Source organism: Armatimonadota bacterium, from assembly GCA_020354555.1.
In the GTDB taxonomy this organism is placed as follows: Bacteria; Armatimonadota; Hebobacteria.
Genome location: CP070648.1, coordinates 3924988 through 3942084, shown reverse-complemented (window position 1 = coordinate 3942084; position 17097 = coordinate 3924988). Strand labels below are relative to the sequence as shown.

The 17097-nt window shown below is 66.6% G+C and carries 11 protein-coding genes; 7 read left to right on the top strand and 4 right to left on the bottom strand.

The window, feature by feature from the left end:
- The first annotated feature begins 21 nt into the window (after window positions 1–21).
- Window positions 22–1971 carry a hypothetical protein gene (locus JSV65_16095; protein UCH34056.1) on the top strand — a complete coding sequence of 650 codons (1950 nt, stop codon included), beginning with the start codon at window positions 22–24 and terminating at the stop codon, window positions 1969–1971.
- Window positions 1972–1999: 28 nt separating this feature from the next.
- Here JSV65_16095 and JSV65_16090 read toward each other — a convergent pair whose 3' ends face one another.
- The 4 genes from JSV65_16090 to rsmI all read right to left on the bottom strand — a co-directional run bounded on the left by JSV65_16090 (window position 2000) and on the right by rsmI (window position 10262).
- The gene (locus JSV65_16090) at window positions 2000–7189 is read right to left on the bottom strand and encodes a hypothetical protein (GenBank protein ID UCH34055.1); all 5190 of its coding nucleotides are present in this window, start codon (window positions 7187–7189) and stop codon (window positions 2000–2002) included.
- A gap of 190 nt (window positions 7190–7379) precedes the next feature.
- On the bottom strand, window positions 7380–8447 hold the full coding sequence (locus JSV65_16085) for an isocitrate/isopropylmalate dehydrogenase family protein (protein UCH34054.1): 1068 nt from the start codon (window positions 8445–8447) through the stop codon (window positions 7380–7382).
- 113 nt (window positions 8448–8560) lie between these two features.
- Window positions 8561–9397, bottom strand: coding sequence for a site-specific DNA-methyltransferase (locus tag JSV65_16080; protein UCH34053.1), 837 nt, complete (start codon window positions 9395–9397; stop codon window positions 8561–8563).
- Window positions 9390–10262, bottom strand: coding sequence for a 16S rRNA (cytidine(1402)-2'-O)-methyltransferase (gene rsmI / locus JSV65_16075; protein UCH34052.1), 873 nt, complete (start codon window positions 10260–10262; stop codon window positions 9390–9392). The genes JSV65_16080 and rsmI overlap by 8 nt, the downstream gene beginning before the upstream one ends.
- 209 nt (window positions 10263–10471) lie before the next feature.
- Here rsmI and JSV65_16070 point away from each other — a divergent pair, with 209 nt between their 5' ends.
- The 6 genes from JSV65_16070 to JSV65_16045 form a co-directional block, all read left to right on the top strand.
- Window positions 10472–11017, top strand: coding sequence for a DUF2284 domain-containing protein (locus JSV65_16070; protein UCH34051.1), 546 nt, complete (start codon window positions 10472–10474; stop codon window positions 11015–11017).
- A 41-nt stretch (window positions 11018–11058) separates the two neighbouring features.
- The gene (locus JSV65_16065; GenBank protein UCH34050.1) at window positions 11059–13548 is read left to right on the top strand and encodes a DEAD/DEAH box helicase; all 2490 of its coding nucleotides are present in this window, start codon (window positions 11059–11061) and stop codon (window positions 13546–13548) included.
- Between the two features lie 20 nt (window positions 13549–13568).
- Window positions 13569–14432 (top strand): ribonuclease H-like domain-containing protein, encoded by an 864-nt coding sequence (locus JSV65_16060; GenBank protein ID UCH34049.1) that lies wholly within the window; start codon window positions 13569–13571, stop codon window positions 14430–14432.
- Window positions 14429–15349, top strand: coding sequence for a J domain-containing protein (locus JSV65_16055; GenBank protein ID UCH34048.1), 921 nt, complete (start codon window positions 14429–14431; stop codon window positions 15347–15349). The genes JSV65_16060 and JSV65_16055 overlap by 4 nt, the downstream gene beginning before the upstream one ends.
- A 94-nt stretch (window positions 15350–15443) precedes the next feature.
- Entirely contained in the window at window positions 15444–16133 is a 690-nt protein-coding gene (locus tag JSV65_16050) for a hypothetical protein (protein ID UCH34047.1), read from the top strand.
- On the top strand, window positions 16130–17097 hold a 968-nt coding region (locus JSV65_16045), incomplete at its 3' end, for a DUF4127 family protein (GenBank protein UCH34046.1). The genes JSV65_16050 and JSV65_16045, both read left to right, overlap by 4 nt.

Here is a 17097-nt window from a genome sequence, read left to right as displayed (position 1 = left end):
AGGCTCATGGTTCGCCCCGCCGTGTCCTTTACCGAACGCCCCGGCTCGGCACCCGCGCGTGGTCGCGGCATTACCGCGCGGGCGGTCATCATCGGCCTCCTGCTCGCGCCCTTGAATTGCTACTGGGTGCAGCAGATGGAGATCGTGTGGTATTCCGCCCAGCCCACGACCATCGCGCTGTATTTCAACGTCATCTTCACGCTGCTCGTCATGCTCGTGCTCAACTGGGTGGTGCGCAAGCTGCGGCCGGCGTGGGCGCTGGAGCACAGCGAGTTCCTGGTGGTGTACGTGATCCTCGCCATCGCCAGCTCGCTCGCCGGGCACGACCAGATCGAGATCCTCGTCCCTGCGATGGGCTGGAGCGCGTGGTATGCGACGCCCGAGAACCGATGGGAGGAGCTGTTCTCTCGATTTCTCCCGGACTACCTGGTAGTGAAGGACGAGCGGGTCCTGACCGGGTTCTTCGAGGGCCACTCGAGTCTCTACACGCGGTCGCACCTGCTTGGCTGGGCGGTGCCGTTCGCGGTGTGGAGCGGATTCATCTTGACCCTCGTGTTCGCGATGCTGTGCTTCAACGTGATTCTGCGGCGCCAGTGGACCGAGCATGAGCGGCTGTCCTATCCCATCGTCCAGATCCCCCTCGATATCACCAACCCGCGCTTTCATGTGTGGCGCAGCAAGCTGTTCTGGGCGGGGTTCGCCATCGCGGCTCTGCTCGACACTGTCAACGGCCTGGGCTTCCTGTACCCATCCATCCCGAGCTTCGAAGTGCGGGCGATCAACATCGGTCGGTTCTTCACGGCCTGGCCGTGGACCGTGCTCGGCGGCGTTCGCGGGGGGTACTATCCCTTCGCCGTCGGCCTCGGCTACTTGCTGCCGCTCGACCTGCTGTTCTCGTGCTGGTTCTTCTACTGGTTCTGGCAAGCACAGCTTGTGGGGACCGTCGCCATGGCCTGGGAGGGCGACCCGCGCTTCCCGTACGTGCAGGAGCAGTCATTCGGCGGGTACATTGGGCTGATTCTCTTCTCGCTGTGGGTCGCCCGACGGTACCTCGCTCGGGTGTTCCGCTCCGCGTTCGTGCGCACACCGGGCCTGCAGCAGGAACGCGAACCTATCGGCTACCGATGGGCGGTGTGGGGGGTGATCCTCTCGCTGGGCGCGATCATCGCCTTCACGCGCTACGCCGGGATGCCGGTGTGGATAGCGTGCGCTTTCTTCGCGATCTACTTCCTGCTGTCCCTAGCGATCACGCGCATGCGCGCCGAACTTGGCCCGCCGGCCCATGACTTGCACGCGGCAGGTCCGGATGTCATCCTCACGAATGTCTTCGGCAGTCAGGCGCTGGGGCCGCGAACCGTGAGCATGTTCTCGCTCTACTACTGGATGAACCGCGCCTACCGTAGCCACCCGATGCCGCATCAGTTGGAGGCGTTCAAGATCGCGGAGCAGCGCAACCTTGGCCAGCGGCGCATGTTCTGGGTGCTGCTCGCGGCCGCAGTGGTTGGCATTGTCGCCGCCTTCTGGGGCATGGTCCACATCGGATACACCTACGGGATGGGCACGGCGTATGTCGGGCCGGCGGCGCGCGCCTTCGGCGGCGAGCCGTGGCAGCGGCTGGGGGCCTGGCTCACCGAGCCGGTGAAGCCCAGTTCGGGCGCTGCAACCGCGACTTTGATCGGCATCGGGTTCTCCATGCTCTTGCTCACCGTGCGCATGCGCTGGATCTGGTGGCCGTTTCACCCCGTGGGGTATGCCGTGTCGAGCAGCTGGTCGATGAACCTGCTGTGGATGCCGCTGTTCATCGCGTGGGTGATCAAGCTGTTCCTGCTGCGCTACGGTGGCCTGCGGCTGTACCGCCAGGCGCTGCCGTTCTTCCTCGGCCTGATCCTGGGGGAGCACGCCGCCGGGGGCGTGTGGAGCCTGATCGGCATTGCCCTGAAGACGAAGACCTACGTGTTCTGGCCGTATTGACCGCGGACGAGGTGGAGCGGGGGGAACGCTACAGTACCTCGAGCTTGTCCATCTCGACCTCGATCGCCCCCGCGCGCTGGAGATCCTGGACGGTTACGTCGTCAACCAACACCGCCTGGTTGATGCCGATGGTCCAGATTCTCAGCGCCGGTCGCACACCGGGCGGCAAATCGCCCGTTGGGGCGACGACGGATACGCGGTGCCATTGCCCGTCCGTGGGTACGGCAACTTGCTGCTGGGTGAAGTCGTACGCCAAGCCCGCGAAGAAGTTGGCGTGCAGCGCACCCGCACCATCAAGCACCTTGGCCCAGAAGGTCACCAGATACTCCGAGGCGGACGCGGCAGGGAAGTTCGGCACGCTGACGAGACCGACGCCGGTCGGTTCCTGCGACTCCAAGCGCGCGGCGACGCGCCCGCTGTGGGCATCGCCGCGCTCCCATGCCGCCGTCCCTTCGAGAGCCCAACAGCGCTCTTCTTCTTCCATCGAAGGATCGGCGAGCACGGGCAACAGCGCCGCAGCCCGTCGATGGTGCGGGGCGCGCGGGCCGTTTGCGAGAGTGTCGAAGTAGATGTGGTAGACGCGCTCACCTCGCCATGGGGCCGATGGCAGCACCTGCCACGACACGATGACTTCCTCATCGGCGCGCGAGACGACCGCCGGCAACTCGGCCTCGGCTTGCCCCTCCGCGCCGCGTTCGACTACCCGAACCGAGTTCGTATCGAGTTGACCCGCGATGCCCGAAGTGCGCAGCGCCTCAAACGGGTCGAACCGCACCGCCGCGACCGCCGGCAGGCGAGCGTCGGCCGCGACTTTGACTCGCACGGGCAACCGCACGCGCCAGTGCGGACTCCACCAATCGGCGGGCAGCTTGGGCGCCGGCGATTCCGAGAGCTGCTTCCGCTCGCGCGACACTTCGACTACCACCACCAGCGGCGGGCGCTCCAGGCCGCGGCGGAACGCTTCGGCTATCGCCTGATGTCCGTCGTGCAACAGCACGTAGCCATCAGCCTCCCCTGCCCCACCGGTAGTGGATACGAGTTCGCACCACGCGAACTTGCAAGGCCCGGGCTCCGGGCGGTTTTCGGGCCAGAAGCCCTGTCGCCACCAGTCTGCGCCAGCGGTTTCCGTGAACACGAGCGAGATGCTCTCAGGTGAGTCCGGCAAGTCCATCATCGTCGCCACTTCAGGTACGTGCGGCCCCTCACGCCAGCCGAAGTGGGGATGCTCGCTCTGGAACTCGCCGAGCATGCCGCTGAAACCCGGGTAGATCTTGGTCAGCCCGGCCGCATTGAAGCGCCCGTCGAGCAGCACCAACTCCTGCGCGGCGAAGCTATCCTTGGGCGTCACCTCACTGCGGAAATGCAGGTAGGGCTGAAAAGCGCGGAGTTCGTAGGTCTGCCGACAGCGGACGTGCTCGTCCTCCCACGCCACGCGCACAACGGCGCGCACGGGGCCGGAGCTGAGCAGGCTCACTTCGGCCGGTCGGTCCGCCTGGCGGACGCGCTCCTCCGCGATCAGGCCCTGCGGCTGTCGCGCAGGCGATGTCAGGTCCACTGGCGCGGACCACTTCCCGTACGCCGCGCCGAGGGATTCCGCCGCATACTCGCGGCCGGTCGCCTGCGATCGAAGACTGACGAGGGTGCCTCCGTGCGGGGCCGAGATCACGGCGGACAGGCGCGAGTTCGCGAGGCGCACCGTTCCGGTCAAGCGCGACAGTGGCTCGACCATCAGCGCGGCGCTGCCGCCGGCGCCGGGGCGTTCCGCCTCGTTCGACGCCAACGACAAATAGAACGTCGCGCCCGACCTCGCCGGGATGCGGCCGATAAACGCAAGCTCCGCGCCGGAATCAACCTGCGAAGGCAGCGACCGTCCCGCGTCATCCATGACGTAGAGCCGATCCGCCAGCGCGCTGAGGGATACGGGGAGCTGCACCACCACCGGATGATTCTCCAGCGGCTGCTCGGCCGCGTTGAAAACGTGGACGGCCGCCAAGGCCTGACTCGGGCCTGAGGACTCGGCCGGGACAACACCCAAGTCGAGTTCGTGTTCCTGGCTAACCTGCTTGCCCCACAAGGCGTAGCGGACAGTCGCGCGGATCTTCGCGAGCCGTGGGCGACCGGCGAACGGCTGCGTAATCGGCAGGGCGCGCGTGACCTGGGCGCCTGCCGCGACGGCGCCGAAGCTCACTTGCTGACCCTCGACCTCAACCGTGACACCGGTCGCGGTCGCGCACCGTTCGGCGCCGGGCGGCGGAGTGTTCACCAGTGTCAGCCGCGGCCGCCGACCATCGAGCACGGCCGGTGATGGCTCGATGTTGGGATTGGGCTCGATGTGGAGCGGCCTGAAGATGAGCGCCGCCCCGTGCGCGGTCTCGACGCGAACCGCGACCGTCTTCTGGCCCCAGTCCGCGTCGTCACGTACGACGACCGGCAGGCGAACTCGGGCCGTCTCGCCGGGGCGGACCTGGAACGGCACCGGGGCGCCTTGCATCGCGATGCTCGGCACGGGCGAGACGAGCGCCAAGGTCCCGGTTTGCGCATCGGAGGCGGCCGTGATGAGCACCGGCAGCCGGCCCTCTTCGCCCGGGTGCAGTGTGACGCGCTCGACTTCGACCTTCGCCGGCGCGAAAACCACCTCGTACACGCCGCAGTAGCGCAGCCTGTCGCTGAACAACACGCGGTCGCCCTGGCGAGACCACGAGATCGGCGCGTATTCCTCGCCGTCCCGTCTCAATGCGGTTACCCGCGACACGGGGCGGCCGAGAGATTCCACGGCGAACTCGACGAGTCGGTTCCGCGCTGGGTCGTAGTTGTAAGCGAGCAGTATCACCGTGTTCTCGGCGCGCAGCGCGGCGCCGATGACGGAATCGCCGCTCACCCGCGTGGCTGCCCGCGCACCGGCCCAGCGCTCAAGCACCGCCGCCATCCATTCCTCGGGGGCTGCGTCATCCATCTGACCGTTGACGTAGAAGACTCTTCTGTCGCGCAGCAGGAGGTCGCGCGCCACGCCCCCGGCGCGATAGCGGGCGGTGACTTCGGCTCCCGGCGCGGTGAGGGAATCGCGCCGCGCGACGAACGCGTCGCGCGACTGCCCCGCAAGCGGGCCGTAGAGTGGGCTGTTGAAGTCTATCAGCGGGGACGGCGGCTCGTAGAACTGCTCGCGAGAGAACTCCAGGTTGGCGGTCGAGATCTGGATCCAGTCGAGCGCGAGGTTGCAGGCGCGGCCCTCGTCCGGGAAGCGCTCTGGATCCACCTCGCGCGGAATCAGCGGTGCCGCGAAGAACAGCTCGACAGCGATGAAGTCATGCGGGCCGATAACTGCTCGTGGCACGTGCGCGCGATAGTCGTGCGTTCCCTCCTGGAGTTGCACGCGGTCGACCTCCTCGCCGTCCACGCGCACTACGACCTCGCTGGGCCACATCGCGTTCCCGGAGAACCGCATGATGTGGTTGCGGTTCGGCGACACGGGGAGGACGAAGCGCAGGCTTCGCGCGTCCGCCGGCGTCCACCGCACCGTGTAGGTCTCCTCGGTCTTCCCGTAGGCGCCCTCGGGGAGTTCCGACCAATCCTCGCGACCACCGAAGCCGGACGACAGGTAGCGCTCGTCACCCGGTTCGCCGACCTCCACAAACACGGAGAGGTCCGCCCCGGGGCGCTCGCTGTCCGCGGACGGCTGAACCGCCAGGCCCAGCAACTCCCGCAGTTCCCGGCAGTCCGATGCGACGAGGCGATGGCGCGCGTCGCTGTTGAGCCACTGCACCAGGATGGGGGCGATCGCATCGCCGTGCGCGTTTCTGCCGAAGCCGACGCGCGCCGCGGGAGCGAAGATCAAGTCGAACCGCCGCAGCGCCGACGGCGCGATGAGATCGTCCACCAGCAGGTCGAACGGCACCATCGAGCGCCGCAGTTCCTGAATCACCGTGTAGATCTCGCTGACGTGGGGGCTGCCGCATTTGAACGCCCAGTCGTTGAGCAGAACCGCCACTGAGGCGCCCTTGCCGAAATCGCGCAGGCTTGGGAAGCACGCCTGCATTAGCGTCGAGTAGAACAGGTTCTGCTCGCAGTACTGCTTGCCCAGCTCCAGCGACGGCTCGAGGTTCGAACCCTCCCACCACTCGTTCCACGACAGATGCAGCACCGCTTCGTTGTACCGCATCAGGTCGCCTACCCAGAAGCGGTCGTAGGTGAAAGGCTCGGCGGGGTACTGCATGCCGGGGATGCGGCCCAGGGTGTTCCAGTCGCAATAGTAACCCTTGAGGTGATCGAAGAAGACCGTGTCGTAGCGCTTGGCGACGATGGACTGGATGAAGCGCTCGACGTCCTGGCCGTGGGGCGGGCCGAAGATGCCGGCGTAGGAGTGAGGGCCGCCAAACACGCGAGCGAAATCGCAGAACCCGAACCCGCGGAAGGGCGCATAGCCGACATCGAAGGACGCCTTGATTCCAGGGTAGCCGAATTCCTCGCGCACGAGATTGTTGAGCTTGGCCCATTCCCGCTCCCACAGCAGGTACTGGTAGCCCACTGAGTCGGCGCGCTGCGGGCCGCGGACATCAAACGCCATCTCGATGTCATCGAACGACTCGTACTGCGTGCCCCAGGCGGCGTTTAGCGCATCGAGGCCTGCATAGCGGCGGGCGAGGAAGTCGCGGAAGCCCTCGTGGTCAATGGTGGTTTCCGGCGCGCCGTTGCGCCCGTATACGAGCTGAAACGGATAGCCGTTGAGCCGCGGCCATGCCTCGAACGGAGCGTAGTTCTCGAGCCAGTGATGGACGTCGCGCTGCTCTGAGACATTGAGCGCGAAGTCGCGCATTTCGAAGTTGGTGCCGTCCTGGTAGTAGCCCATGGAGGCCTGGTACCCGGCACCCCGTACCTGCTCCGCCGCCTGCATCAGGATCCGGTCGCGCGGGACGCCGCCCTCGCCTTGCCAGCTCGGATCCCAGTAGTCCATGAAGTGATGGGTCATGCCCCATTCGGCGGCGGTCTGGATCTGGCTGCGGTTGGTCTCGAGTTTCCCCGAGTCGTAGTAGCCGGCGAGCGGCGTGTAGTAAACGCCTCCGGTGCCCCAGTCGCCCCACTGCTGCTCGTCGTCCCAGTCGTACCAGTAGAAGAAGACGTCGCTGACCCATGGCCGGTCGAGGGCGCAGGCCGGGCCGGCCGCCATGGCGACACCCAGCACTGCCAGGACGATCGCGGCACCCGCTCGCCTCGCCTTACTCATGGCCACCTCCGGTGAATGACGCGGGAAACCAGCGGCAGACGGCACGGACGTTGACTGCCGCCCCAACCCCAACGAATGCCCACAGCGTTGGCGCACTTGCCCGGCCGAGGTGCTGCACCGCGCTCACACTGCCACTGGCCATCGCGCCGTCCGCTCCCTGATCCGATTTCCCGCTTGCCGCTGCCCGACGCTACAGCCGCGCGATGATCGCGTCCGTCATTTCCTTTGTCCCGACGGCCGTCGGATCGTCGCGATCCGGCTTCATGTCGTAGGTGACGTCCGTGCCCTCGGCGATAACGGCGGCGGTTGCGGCCTCGAGCCGCTCCGCAGCACCCATCTCGCCGAGGTGCCGCAGCAGCATCGCACCGCACAGTATCAGCGCGGTCGGGTTGACCTTGTTCATCCCCTTGTACTTGGGCGCCGAGCCGTGAATTGCCTCGAACACCACCGCTCGGTCGCCGATATTCGCGCCGGGGGCAACCCCCAGGCCGCCCACTAGCCCCGCCGCGAGGTCGGACACGATGTCGCCGTATAGATTCGGCAGCACAAGCACGTCGTACAGCTCCGGCTTCTGCACCAACTGCATGCACATGTTATCGATCAACCGCTCTTCGTACTCGACCTTGCCCTCGTATTCTGCCGCGACCTCGCGCGCGACGCGGAAGAACAGCCCGTCGCTGAACTTCATGATGTTAGCCTTGGTCACGGCCGTGACCTTGCGCCGATGATTGACAACCGCGTAGTCGAAAGCAAACCTAACGATGCGCCTGCTGCCAGTTTCCGAGATCGGCTTGATCGAGATCGCCGAGTCCGGCGCGATCTTCCCGCCCGACATCTCGATGATCTGCTTCGCCGCGTCCGAGCCGAGGTCGAACTCCACTCCGGCGTAGAGGTCTTCGGTGTTCTCGCGCACGACGACGAGATCCACGTCGCGATAATGCGAGCGGATGCCGGGGTAATACTTGCACGGCCGCACGCAAGCGTAGAGATTCAGCCGCTGGCGCAGCGCGACGTTGACGGAGCGGAAGCCGGTGCCGATCGGAGTCGTCACCGGGCCCTTGAGGGCGACGCCGGTGCGTCCGATGGATTCGAGGACCTGGTCCGGCAGCGGAGTGCCGTATTTGTCCATGACGTCGGCGCCGGCCTCGACGACCTCCCATTCCATCTGCGCGCCGGTCGCTTCGATGGCGCGGCGGGCCTGCTCGATCAGCTCGGGGCCGGTGCCGTCGCCGGGGATGAGGGTGACACGATACGGCAAGGGTGACCTCCATCGGTTGGTTTGGCGCATTATAGCAGAAGCGCGGCGAAGCCGTAAGGTTGTGGATCGGCGGGCGCGGGCACGCTCGCACCACACGGTTCACGTTTTCCGCGCTAATCCGCGGCGCGCTGCGCCGCCGGCTTGCGGAAGATGAGGACGAACTCGTGCACCTTGTTGACGCGGAACACCGAGGGATAACCGAGGGGGCGGAGGTTGTTGTATTCCTGACGCCGGTCCCAGATGATCATGTCGTCGTAGATGAAACCGATGGACTCGAGGCGCTCGGAGAGGTCGGCGTGGAAGGGATAGAACCGGCCGTGCTTGCGGAGATCCATCACGATCGGCACGCAGTACTTGCCGGGCCGCAGCGCGGCAAAGACCTGCGCGAAGACCTCCTGCAACGCGTCGAGGAAATCCTCATAGGCGGTGATGCGGCCGATGTCGGCCGCCGCCTTGCCGTAGTTGCGAATGGCCTTGCGGTCCGCGCTGCGCCGGCGCGTCAGGATATCCCAGTACGGAGGCGAGGTGATAACGAGATCAACCGACTCCGGCTCCACGTACTGCGGCAACTTGCGCGCATCGGCGACGTGAAGCAACGGGGCCGGGCCATCCTCCCCGACGACCGCGGCCAGCCGTTGCAGAGCGACATCTGCGAAGTCGCGGTTCAACTCAACGCCGACCCCCTCCAACCCCGCCTGCGCGGCGGCGATGATGGTCGAGCCGAGGCCGGCGAAGGGGTCGAGCACGACCTTGTCACCGGGCGCAGCGAAGCACTCGATAATCCGGCTCGCCAGCGCGGCGGGAAACAGTGCGGGGTGCTTGAGTCGTAGTTCCTCCGGCGTCTTGCGGAGGTCGCTCCACACGCTGATCGAGTTGCGCGTCCAGGTCTTGCCGTCAAGACGATTGGCGCGAGGCCTGGCCGTTGTTGATCGGCGTTTGCGTTCAGTCATTCTCGATCCGTCGAGTCACGTCAGCATCCAGCGCCGCTTGGTAGAGCGTGCGCCGCGACTGACCCGTTGATTCCGCCACAATCCGCGTGGCGTCGCGCAGCGACGTCCCCTCCCGCACCAACTGACGCACCGCCGTCACCGCGTCTTCGACGGGCGGCGCGCTCTCGGAGCCGCCTTGTGCGGCACCTTCGATGATCAACGTGATCTCGCCGCGCGGCCGGTGCGTGGCGAAACGTTCGGAGAGATCCGACAGCCGCCCACGAACCACCTCCTCGTAGACCTTGGTCAGTTCACGCGCGGCGGCCGCCCGCCGGTCGCCGAGGATCTCGTGCATGTCCTCAAGGCATGCCTTGATCCGGTGCGGCGCCTCGTAGAAGACCATCGTTTCCGTGCGTTCGCGCAGTTCCTCCAGCGCCTTGCGCCGCGCCTGTCGCCGGTTGGGGAGAAACCCGTGGTAGACGACCCGATCAGTCGGAAGCCCCGACAGGACGAGCGCCGTCATCAGCGCCGTCGGGCCGGGGATGGCAACCACCGGTATCTCGGCTGCGACACATGCCGCGATGAGGTCTGCCCCGGGATCGCTGATACCCGGCATGCCGGCGTCGGACACGACCGCGATGCTCGCGCCTTCTCCAAGCCGCTTCACGAGCGACCGCAACTTCGATGGGGGGCTATTCTCGTGGTAACTGGTGACGGGGGTGTGAATATCGTGGCGGGCGAGCAGCTTCCGCGTGACCCTGGTGTCCTCGGCGGCGATGAGGTCAACCTCGCGCAGGACGCGCAGAGCCCGCAGCGTGACGTCCTCGAGGTTGCCGATGGGCGTGCCGACGACATAGAGCGCGCCGGCAGTTTGGGCGCGGTTCACCGTGCTGAGCCTCCAGTTGAGCGCACGTTCGACGGGAACGCTTCCGCCACCTCCATTCAGAACGGCTGTACGCACAGAGCCCGGCGAGCGGGTTGGCACGACGCTCTTGACGCCGGGCGAAACATTTGTTCTAATACTCCTGGCGTTCGGCAGGTCATGATGCTGGCGCGCCGAATTCGAATGGCAAACCAATCGCCGGAGAGCGAGAGATGACACCTACTGCGAAGAGTCGGCGCAAGCGACAGACGACGAAGGAAGCCAAACTCGAGCGGCTCCGCCGCCTGGCCAAGCGCTGGGGCGCGGCGGACGTCAAAGTGATCGGGCCGGATACGGTATTCACCGGCACGTGGGTGCGGCTGAAGTGCCAGTACGGCTGCGGCGGGTGGGGCGGCTGCCTGACTTGTCCGCCGCATTCGCCGACACCGGAGACGACGCGGAAGCTGCTCGACGAGTACTCGACGATCCTGCTCGTCCACCTGGGGCAGTGGGGCTCGGTGCGCGAGATCATACCAAAGCTGGAGCGCGCAGCGTTTCTCGACGGATTCTACAAGGCCTTCGGCATCGCCGCCGGGCCGTGCCGCTTATGCGATGACTGCGACCTCGAATCCTGCGTGCACCCGCGCGAGGCCCGGCCTTCGATGGAGGCATCCGGGATAGACGTGTACAAGACGGCCCGCACCAACAGTTTCCCCATCGAGGTGTGTCGCACGCGCGAGTGCGAGCAGAACTACTATGGGCTCGTGCTGGTCGAGTGAGCGTATCGCGTCATGCTCGCGGCTCGAGCGCACGATGGGAAATGACCAGTACTGTCACGGATTTCGGTGAGTACCTCCGCTCGCTGACCGACGACGCGGCGCGCATCGCCCACGTCGAGCGGTTGCCCGCGCGAGAGGCGCAGTTCGCGGAGCTAAGCCCTCCCCTGCCCCCCGAAGTGCGGCAGGCGCTCGCCGACCAGGGCATTGACCGCCTGTACATTCACCAGGTTGCGGCCATCGAACGCCTGCGCGCCGGTGACAACATCGTCGTCGTCACCTCGACCGCGAGCGGCAAGACGCTGTGCTACAATCTGCCCGTGCTCGAGCGCCTGCTCGACGACCCCGAGGCGAAGGCGTTCTATCTGTTCCCCACAAAGGCGTTGGCTCAGGACCAGCTTCGCGGCTTGCGGCGCTTCGGCGAGAGCGCGCCGCGCATCAAGGACGTCCTGGCGTGCGGGACGTATGACGGCGATACGCCCGCCACGACACGCCGCCGCCTGCGCAACGACGCGAATATCATCCTCACCAACCCGGACATGCTGCACCAAGGCGTCCTCCCGTACCACAGCCGCTGGGCGCGATTCTTCTCCGACCTGCGCTACGTCGTGGTGGACGAGATTCACTCCTACCGGGGCATCTTCGGCTCCCACGTCGCCAACGTGCTGCGGCGGCTGCGGCGCATCTGCGATCACTACGGCGCACGCCCGCAGTTCATCTGCTGCTCGGCGACCATCGCCAACCCCGTCGAGCTTGCGGAGCGCTTGATCGGCCTGCCCGTCGTCGCCGTGGACCGGGACGGTTCACCGCGCGGGCCGAAGACGTTCCTGCTGTGGAACCCGCCGCACATTGACCTCGCGCGCATGGAGCGGCGATCGAGCCATGAGGAGGCGAAGGAACTTCTGGTCGCGCTCATGCGCAAGCACGTGCAGACCATTGCCTTCACCAAGACGCGTGTGGCGGCGGAGCTGCTGTTCCGCTACACGCAGGAATCGCTCGAGCGCCGCTCACCGAAGCTCGCGCACGCGCTGCGCCCGTATCGCGCGGGGTATCTCCCCGAGGAACGCCGCGAGATCGAGCGTCAGCTCTTCTCCGGTGAGTTGATGGGGGTGACGAGCACCAATGCGCTGGAGCTGGGGATTGACGTCGGCTCGCTCGATGCGAGCATCATCGTCGGCTACCCCGGCACCATCGCCAGCACCTGGCAGCAGGCGGGCAGAGCCGGGCGAGGAGCGGAGGAGGCCCTGGCGGTCCTGGTGGCCTACAACGATCCGATTGACCAGTATCTGATGCGCCACCCCCAGTACTTCTTCGGCCGCTCGCCGGAGAACGCGGTGGTTGATCCGGAGAACGCATACGTGCTTGCCAGCCACCTCCGGTGCGCCGCCTTCGAACTGCCGTTGAAAGTTGACGACGAGCGCTACTTCGGCGAGCTGACCTCCTCGATCGCCCATATTCTGCAGGATGTCGGCCACGTGCAGCGCATTGACGGCGACTGGTACTGGGCGAGCACAGACTACCCCGCGGCGCAGGTCAACCTGCGCACGTCCTCCGACGATACCTTCACGATCATGGACGCGTCCGACAAGAACCGCGTCATCGGCGTGGTGGATGCCATCAGCGCGCCGGAGTTGGTCTATCCCGGCGGCATTTACCTGCATCAGGGCGACACGTATTTCGTGCGCGACCTCGATCTCGAGGCGCGCGCGGCGTACGTCGAGCCGCAGGTTGTGGACTACTACACGCAGGCGATCCTCGACGCCCACATTCGCGCGGGGGAAGCGGAGCAGCAGCGCGACTGGCGCGGCTGGCGGATATGCCACGGCCCGGCGACGGTCACCTGGGCGACGACGGCGTTCAAGAAGATCAAGTTCTACTCCCTTGACTCCATCGGCTACGGCAAGCTGGATCTGCCCCCACAGCACCTCGACACGGTGTCCACCTGGCTCATCCCCGACGCGGCGACGATCGCGGAGGTGCGCGGGCATGGGCGGAAGTTCGTCGAGGGACTCGTTGGCATCCGCAATGTCCTGGTTCACGTCTTGCCGTTGTTCGCGATGTGCGACCGCACCGATCTCGGCGGCCTGGTGGACAGCAGCAACACGGGGACGCCGACGATATTCCTCTACGATCGTTACCCGGGCGGCCTCGGGTTTGCCGAGAAGGGCTTCGCGATGGTCGAGGAGATGATGCGGGCGTGCCTGGCGCTGATACGCGAATGCGAGTGCGAGCAGGGATGCCCGTCGTGCGTCGGGCTGCCCGTGACTCAGCCGCCGCAGCATTGGGATCCCGACACAAGCGGAGGCTACCCAATGCCCGACAAGGAGGCCGCGCTGGTGATCCTGCATCGGCTCCTGGGCGAGGAACCTTATGTGCCGCAGCGTCCGCAGTCATCCGCCGGGCCGTCTCGCGCCTCCGATGATGTGCCGGATGAGGCCGTGACGCGCAAGATCGCCGAGCGCGCGCGCAAGGCCGGCAAGCGGCGGCGCATCGGTATCCCGCCGCCGGGCGAGAAGGCTTCCTCCGGGGAGTGACGAATATTCTGGTGACGGTTATGACCACGGCACTCCGTCAGCAGATATCGCATCTCCAGCGCAACCGCGCCCCTGCGGCGGGTGGGCGAGCGCCTGCCCGGCAGGCGAAGTCCAGGCACGTCGTCTCGGCCCTGGACGCGCAGGTCGCGGCGACCGGCCACGGGCAATTGCTGGTCTGGGAGAAGCCGCTGTCCGAGGTGTGGTCGTACGGCGAGGTCGTGGCGCGGAACCTGTGGCAGGCATTGGACGGCGCGTGGTCGCTGCCGCAGGCGCCCGCCGGGCTGGAACCGCTGGTCGAGGCGGACCTCGAAGGCATCGGATGGCTGGACATCGAGAGCGCCGGCTTCATGGGGCGTCCGATCTTCCTGATCGGAGTGATGCGGCCGCGCGGAGACGATCTGGTCATCACGCAGTTCCTGGCGGCGGACTATTCGCAGGAACGGGCGCTGCTGGCGCACTGCGCTGAAGCGACGGAGGACCTGCAGGTACTCGTCACCTTCAACGGGAAGTGTTTTGACCTGCCTTTCCTGCGCGACCGGATGACATATCACCGGGTGTCGCGACGGCTCGAAGTGGAGTTGGTGGATCTGCTGTGGCCGGCGCGCAGGAGGTGGCGCGGCGTCCTGCCGGATTGCCGCCTGCAAACGCTGGAGCGGCACCTGTGCCGCAGGGCTCGCCCGGGGGACATCCCGAGCGCGCTGATACCGGAACGCTATCATGAGTTCGTGCGCACGCAGGATGCGAGCCTGATTGCGCCGATCATGAGGCACAATCGGCTCGACCTGCTGACGATGGCCGAGTTGGCAGCGCTGTTGCTGGCGGGCGAAGCCGCGCCCGCCCCGGAAAATCAGCGCGGCGGATCGCATGCGGTGAAAGCGGGATGAAGAAGGATCAGCCGGACTATTACACGGTGCTCGGCGTCCAGCGGGATGCGTCACTGAAGGCGATCAAGCAGGCATACCGCGATCTGGTGCGGCGCCATCACCCCGACGCGGCCGGCGACAGCGCCGAGGCGCGGCAGCAGTTCGACCGCCTTCAGGAGGCCTATGAGGTCCTGTCCGATCCCACCAAGCGCTCCAGTTACGACGCGACGCTGCCGCCGCGCAAGTATCCCATGGCCGAACTCGATGCGCAAGGCCTGTGGCGCGAGGCCGCCGACCTCATCTTCGAGCGCTCGGACAGCTTCACCAGCCTGCTTCAGACGATGCGCGTGGCGGTGCCGATAGCCCTGGAAGGGAACCTGCTAGTCGTCGGCGTGGCGGGCAAGGACCAGTACCTCTCCGGCCACCTCGAGATCCCGGCGAACCGGTATCGCATCGTCGAGGCAATGCGCGAGGTGTCGGGGCAAGAGATAGAGTACCGGCTCATCGAGGGCACGACGGAGGAGGACTGGGCATGGGTCAAGCGGGGCGAAGGGCGCCGCGCCGGATCTGAGCCACCGTCCACAGCCGCGACGGGCGAAGCCGCACCCGCTCCCGAGAAGGCCGAGGGGGAAGAGCGAGTGCGCGTCGCCGAGGCTCCGCGAGTGACCGCGTGGGACCTCCTGGGGCGCAAGATCCACAATACGTGGGGCGGCACGCCGAACCGCCAGCATCCGCTCACGCGCGCTGAGTTCCTACTTACTGCCCTGGACTGGATCCTCGAGACCTCTAAGGAAGCGACCGAGGACGGCATGCAGCCCGACACCATTCGCCGCGAGGTCGGGCGCGCAGTCGAGCGGGTTGCGCAACTGCTGGACGTTCCGCCGACGACGGTGGCCATGGAACTCGTCCGCGGCCAGCGCCGGCGCAGGTCGCGCTGAGCCCCTGACCGAGGACGCGACACGTCCGGCGAGCTTGCGGCGCAGCTGCGCAGGACAACCAACGCGACTCGACCCGGCGCCGGGTCGCTGTCTCATGAAACGAACTCTCCAACTCTTGCTCGACGGGCCGACACTGATCGTGAGCTTGCCCGACAACTCGGCGGACCTCGCCCGGGCCGCGGAGGCGGGGGGTGCTCACGCCCTGAAAACCCACATCAACGTCCACCACGACGCCAGCGGCACGCATTTCGGCACCCTCGAGGAAGAGCGACCTCGGCTGGAAGCCGTCCGCGACGCGGTGAACCTGCCCCTGGGCATCGTGCCCGGGGTCGCCGATCCCCTGCGCGGCGACGAGATCGCAGCCCTCGCCGACATGGGCTTCGATTTCGTTGACACGTTCGCCCACAACTTCCCCTCGTGGCTGCTCGACATGGAGCGTATGACGCGTGTCATGGCCATAGATGCGAGCTATGGCGTGGAGGCCGCGGCCGGCCTGGCGGGGATCGGCATGGAGGTGCTCGAAGCCGCAGTGATACCGCACGCCGAATACGGTCGCCCGCTAACCGCGGCTGATCTCGCGCTCTACCGGCGCTTGGCCCAGGCCGTCCCGACGCCCATTATCCTCCCGAGTCAGCGTCGCCTGGAACCGCACGACGTCGGCCGGATCGTCGGCGTCGGCATCAACGGGATTATGATCGGCGCGATCGTTACCGGCACCGAGCCTGCCCCGCTCGAAGCTGCCACGCGCGGGTTTAGAACGGCCATTGACGAGCTGGCTCCGTGATCAAGCGCCCGCTGTTTGCCCTGCTGCCGCTGGATGATCGGCCACCCAACCTTCAGTTTCCCCGCCGTCTCGCCGCGGTGGGAGGTCTTCGCTTGCTGCTACCCCCGAGGCGGCTGCTCGGGCGCTTTCTGCGACCGGGCGACGCGGAGGCGTTGTGGCGCTGGTTGGCAGAAGCCGCAGGCGATGCCGATGCCGTCATCGTTTCGTGCGACATGCTGGCCTATGGCGGGCTCATTGCGGCCAGGACGACCGACGTGTCCGAAGACACGACGGTCGCGCGAGGCCAACGGCTGCGCCAACTCAAGGACCGATTCCGTGCGCTGCGCATCTACGCGTTCGCGGTCATCCCGCGGCTGGGGCTAACGGTATCATCGCCCAAGCTGTTGGAACTCGGCCCGGCGCTGGCCCGCTGCAACGAGTTGACCCATCGCCGCGAGACGCTCGACGAGCAGGAGCGCGCTGAGCTGTCGCGAGTCAGCGCGATGCTGCCGCTCGAACTGGTGGCGGGACACGCTGCCATGCGCAGACGCAACCTTGCAGTGAACAAGGGGCTCGTGTCACTGGTTGAGGCGGGGGTTGTGGATTCCCTGGTTCTCGCCCAGGAGGATGCCGCCACGACCGGGCCACACATCGCCGAGCAGGCAGAGCTGGGCGAGGAAGCGCGGCGGCTGAGCGTCGCGGATGCGGTGCACATCTACCCGGGCGCGGATGAGGTCGGGATGACTTTGCTGGCCCGCGCCGCCGCCGAGAAGCTCGGGCTGGCGGGCCGGATTCAATTTCAATTGATGGATGTCTACGAGCTGACGTCTCTGAAGCAGATGTTCGATCTGGTCCTGTTCCTCGGAGTTTTCTATCACCTGCGCTACCCTCTGCTGGGGTTGGATATCGTGACCTCGGTGACGCGGACGACCCTGTTCGTTCAAACCTTGACCATGCCGCAGCACGGGCGGATCGAGTGCCCGGA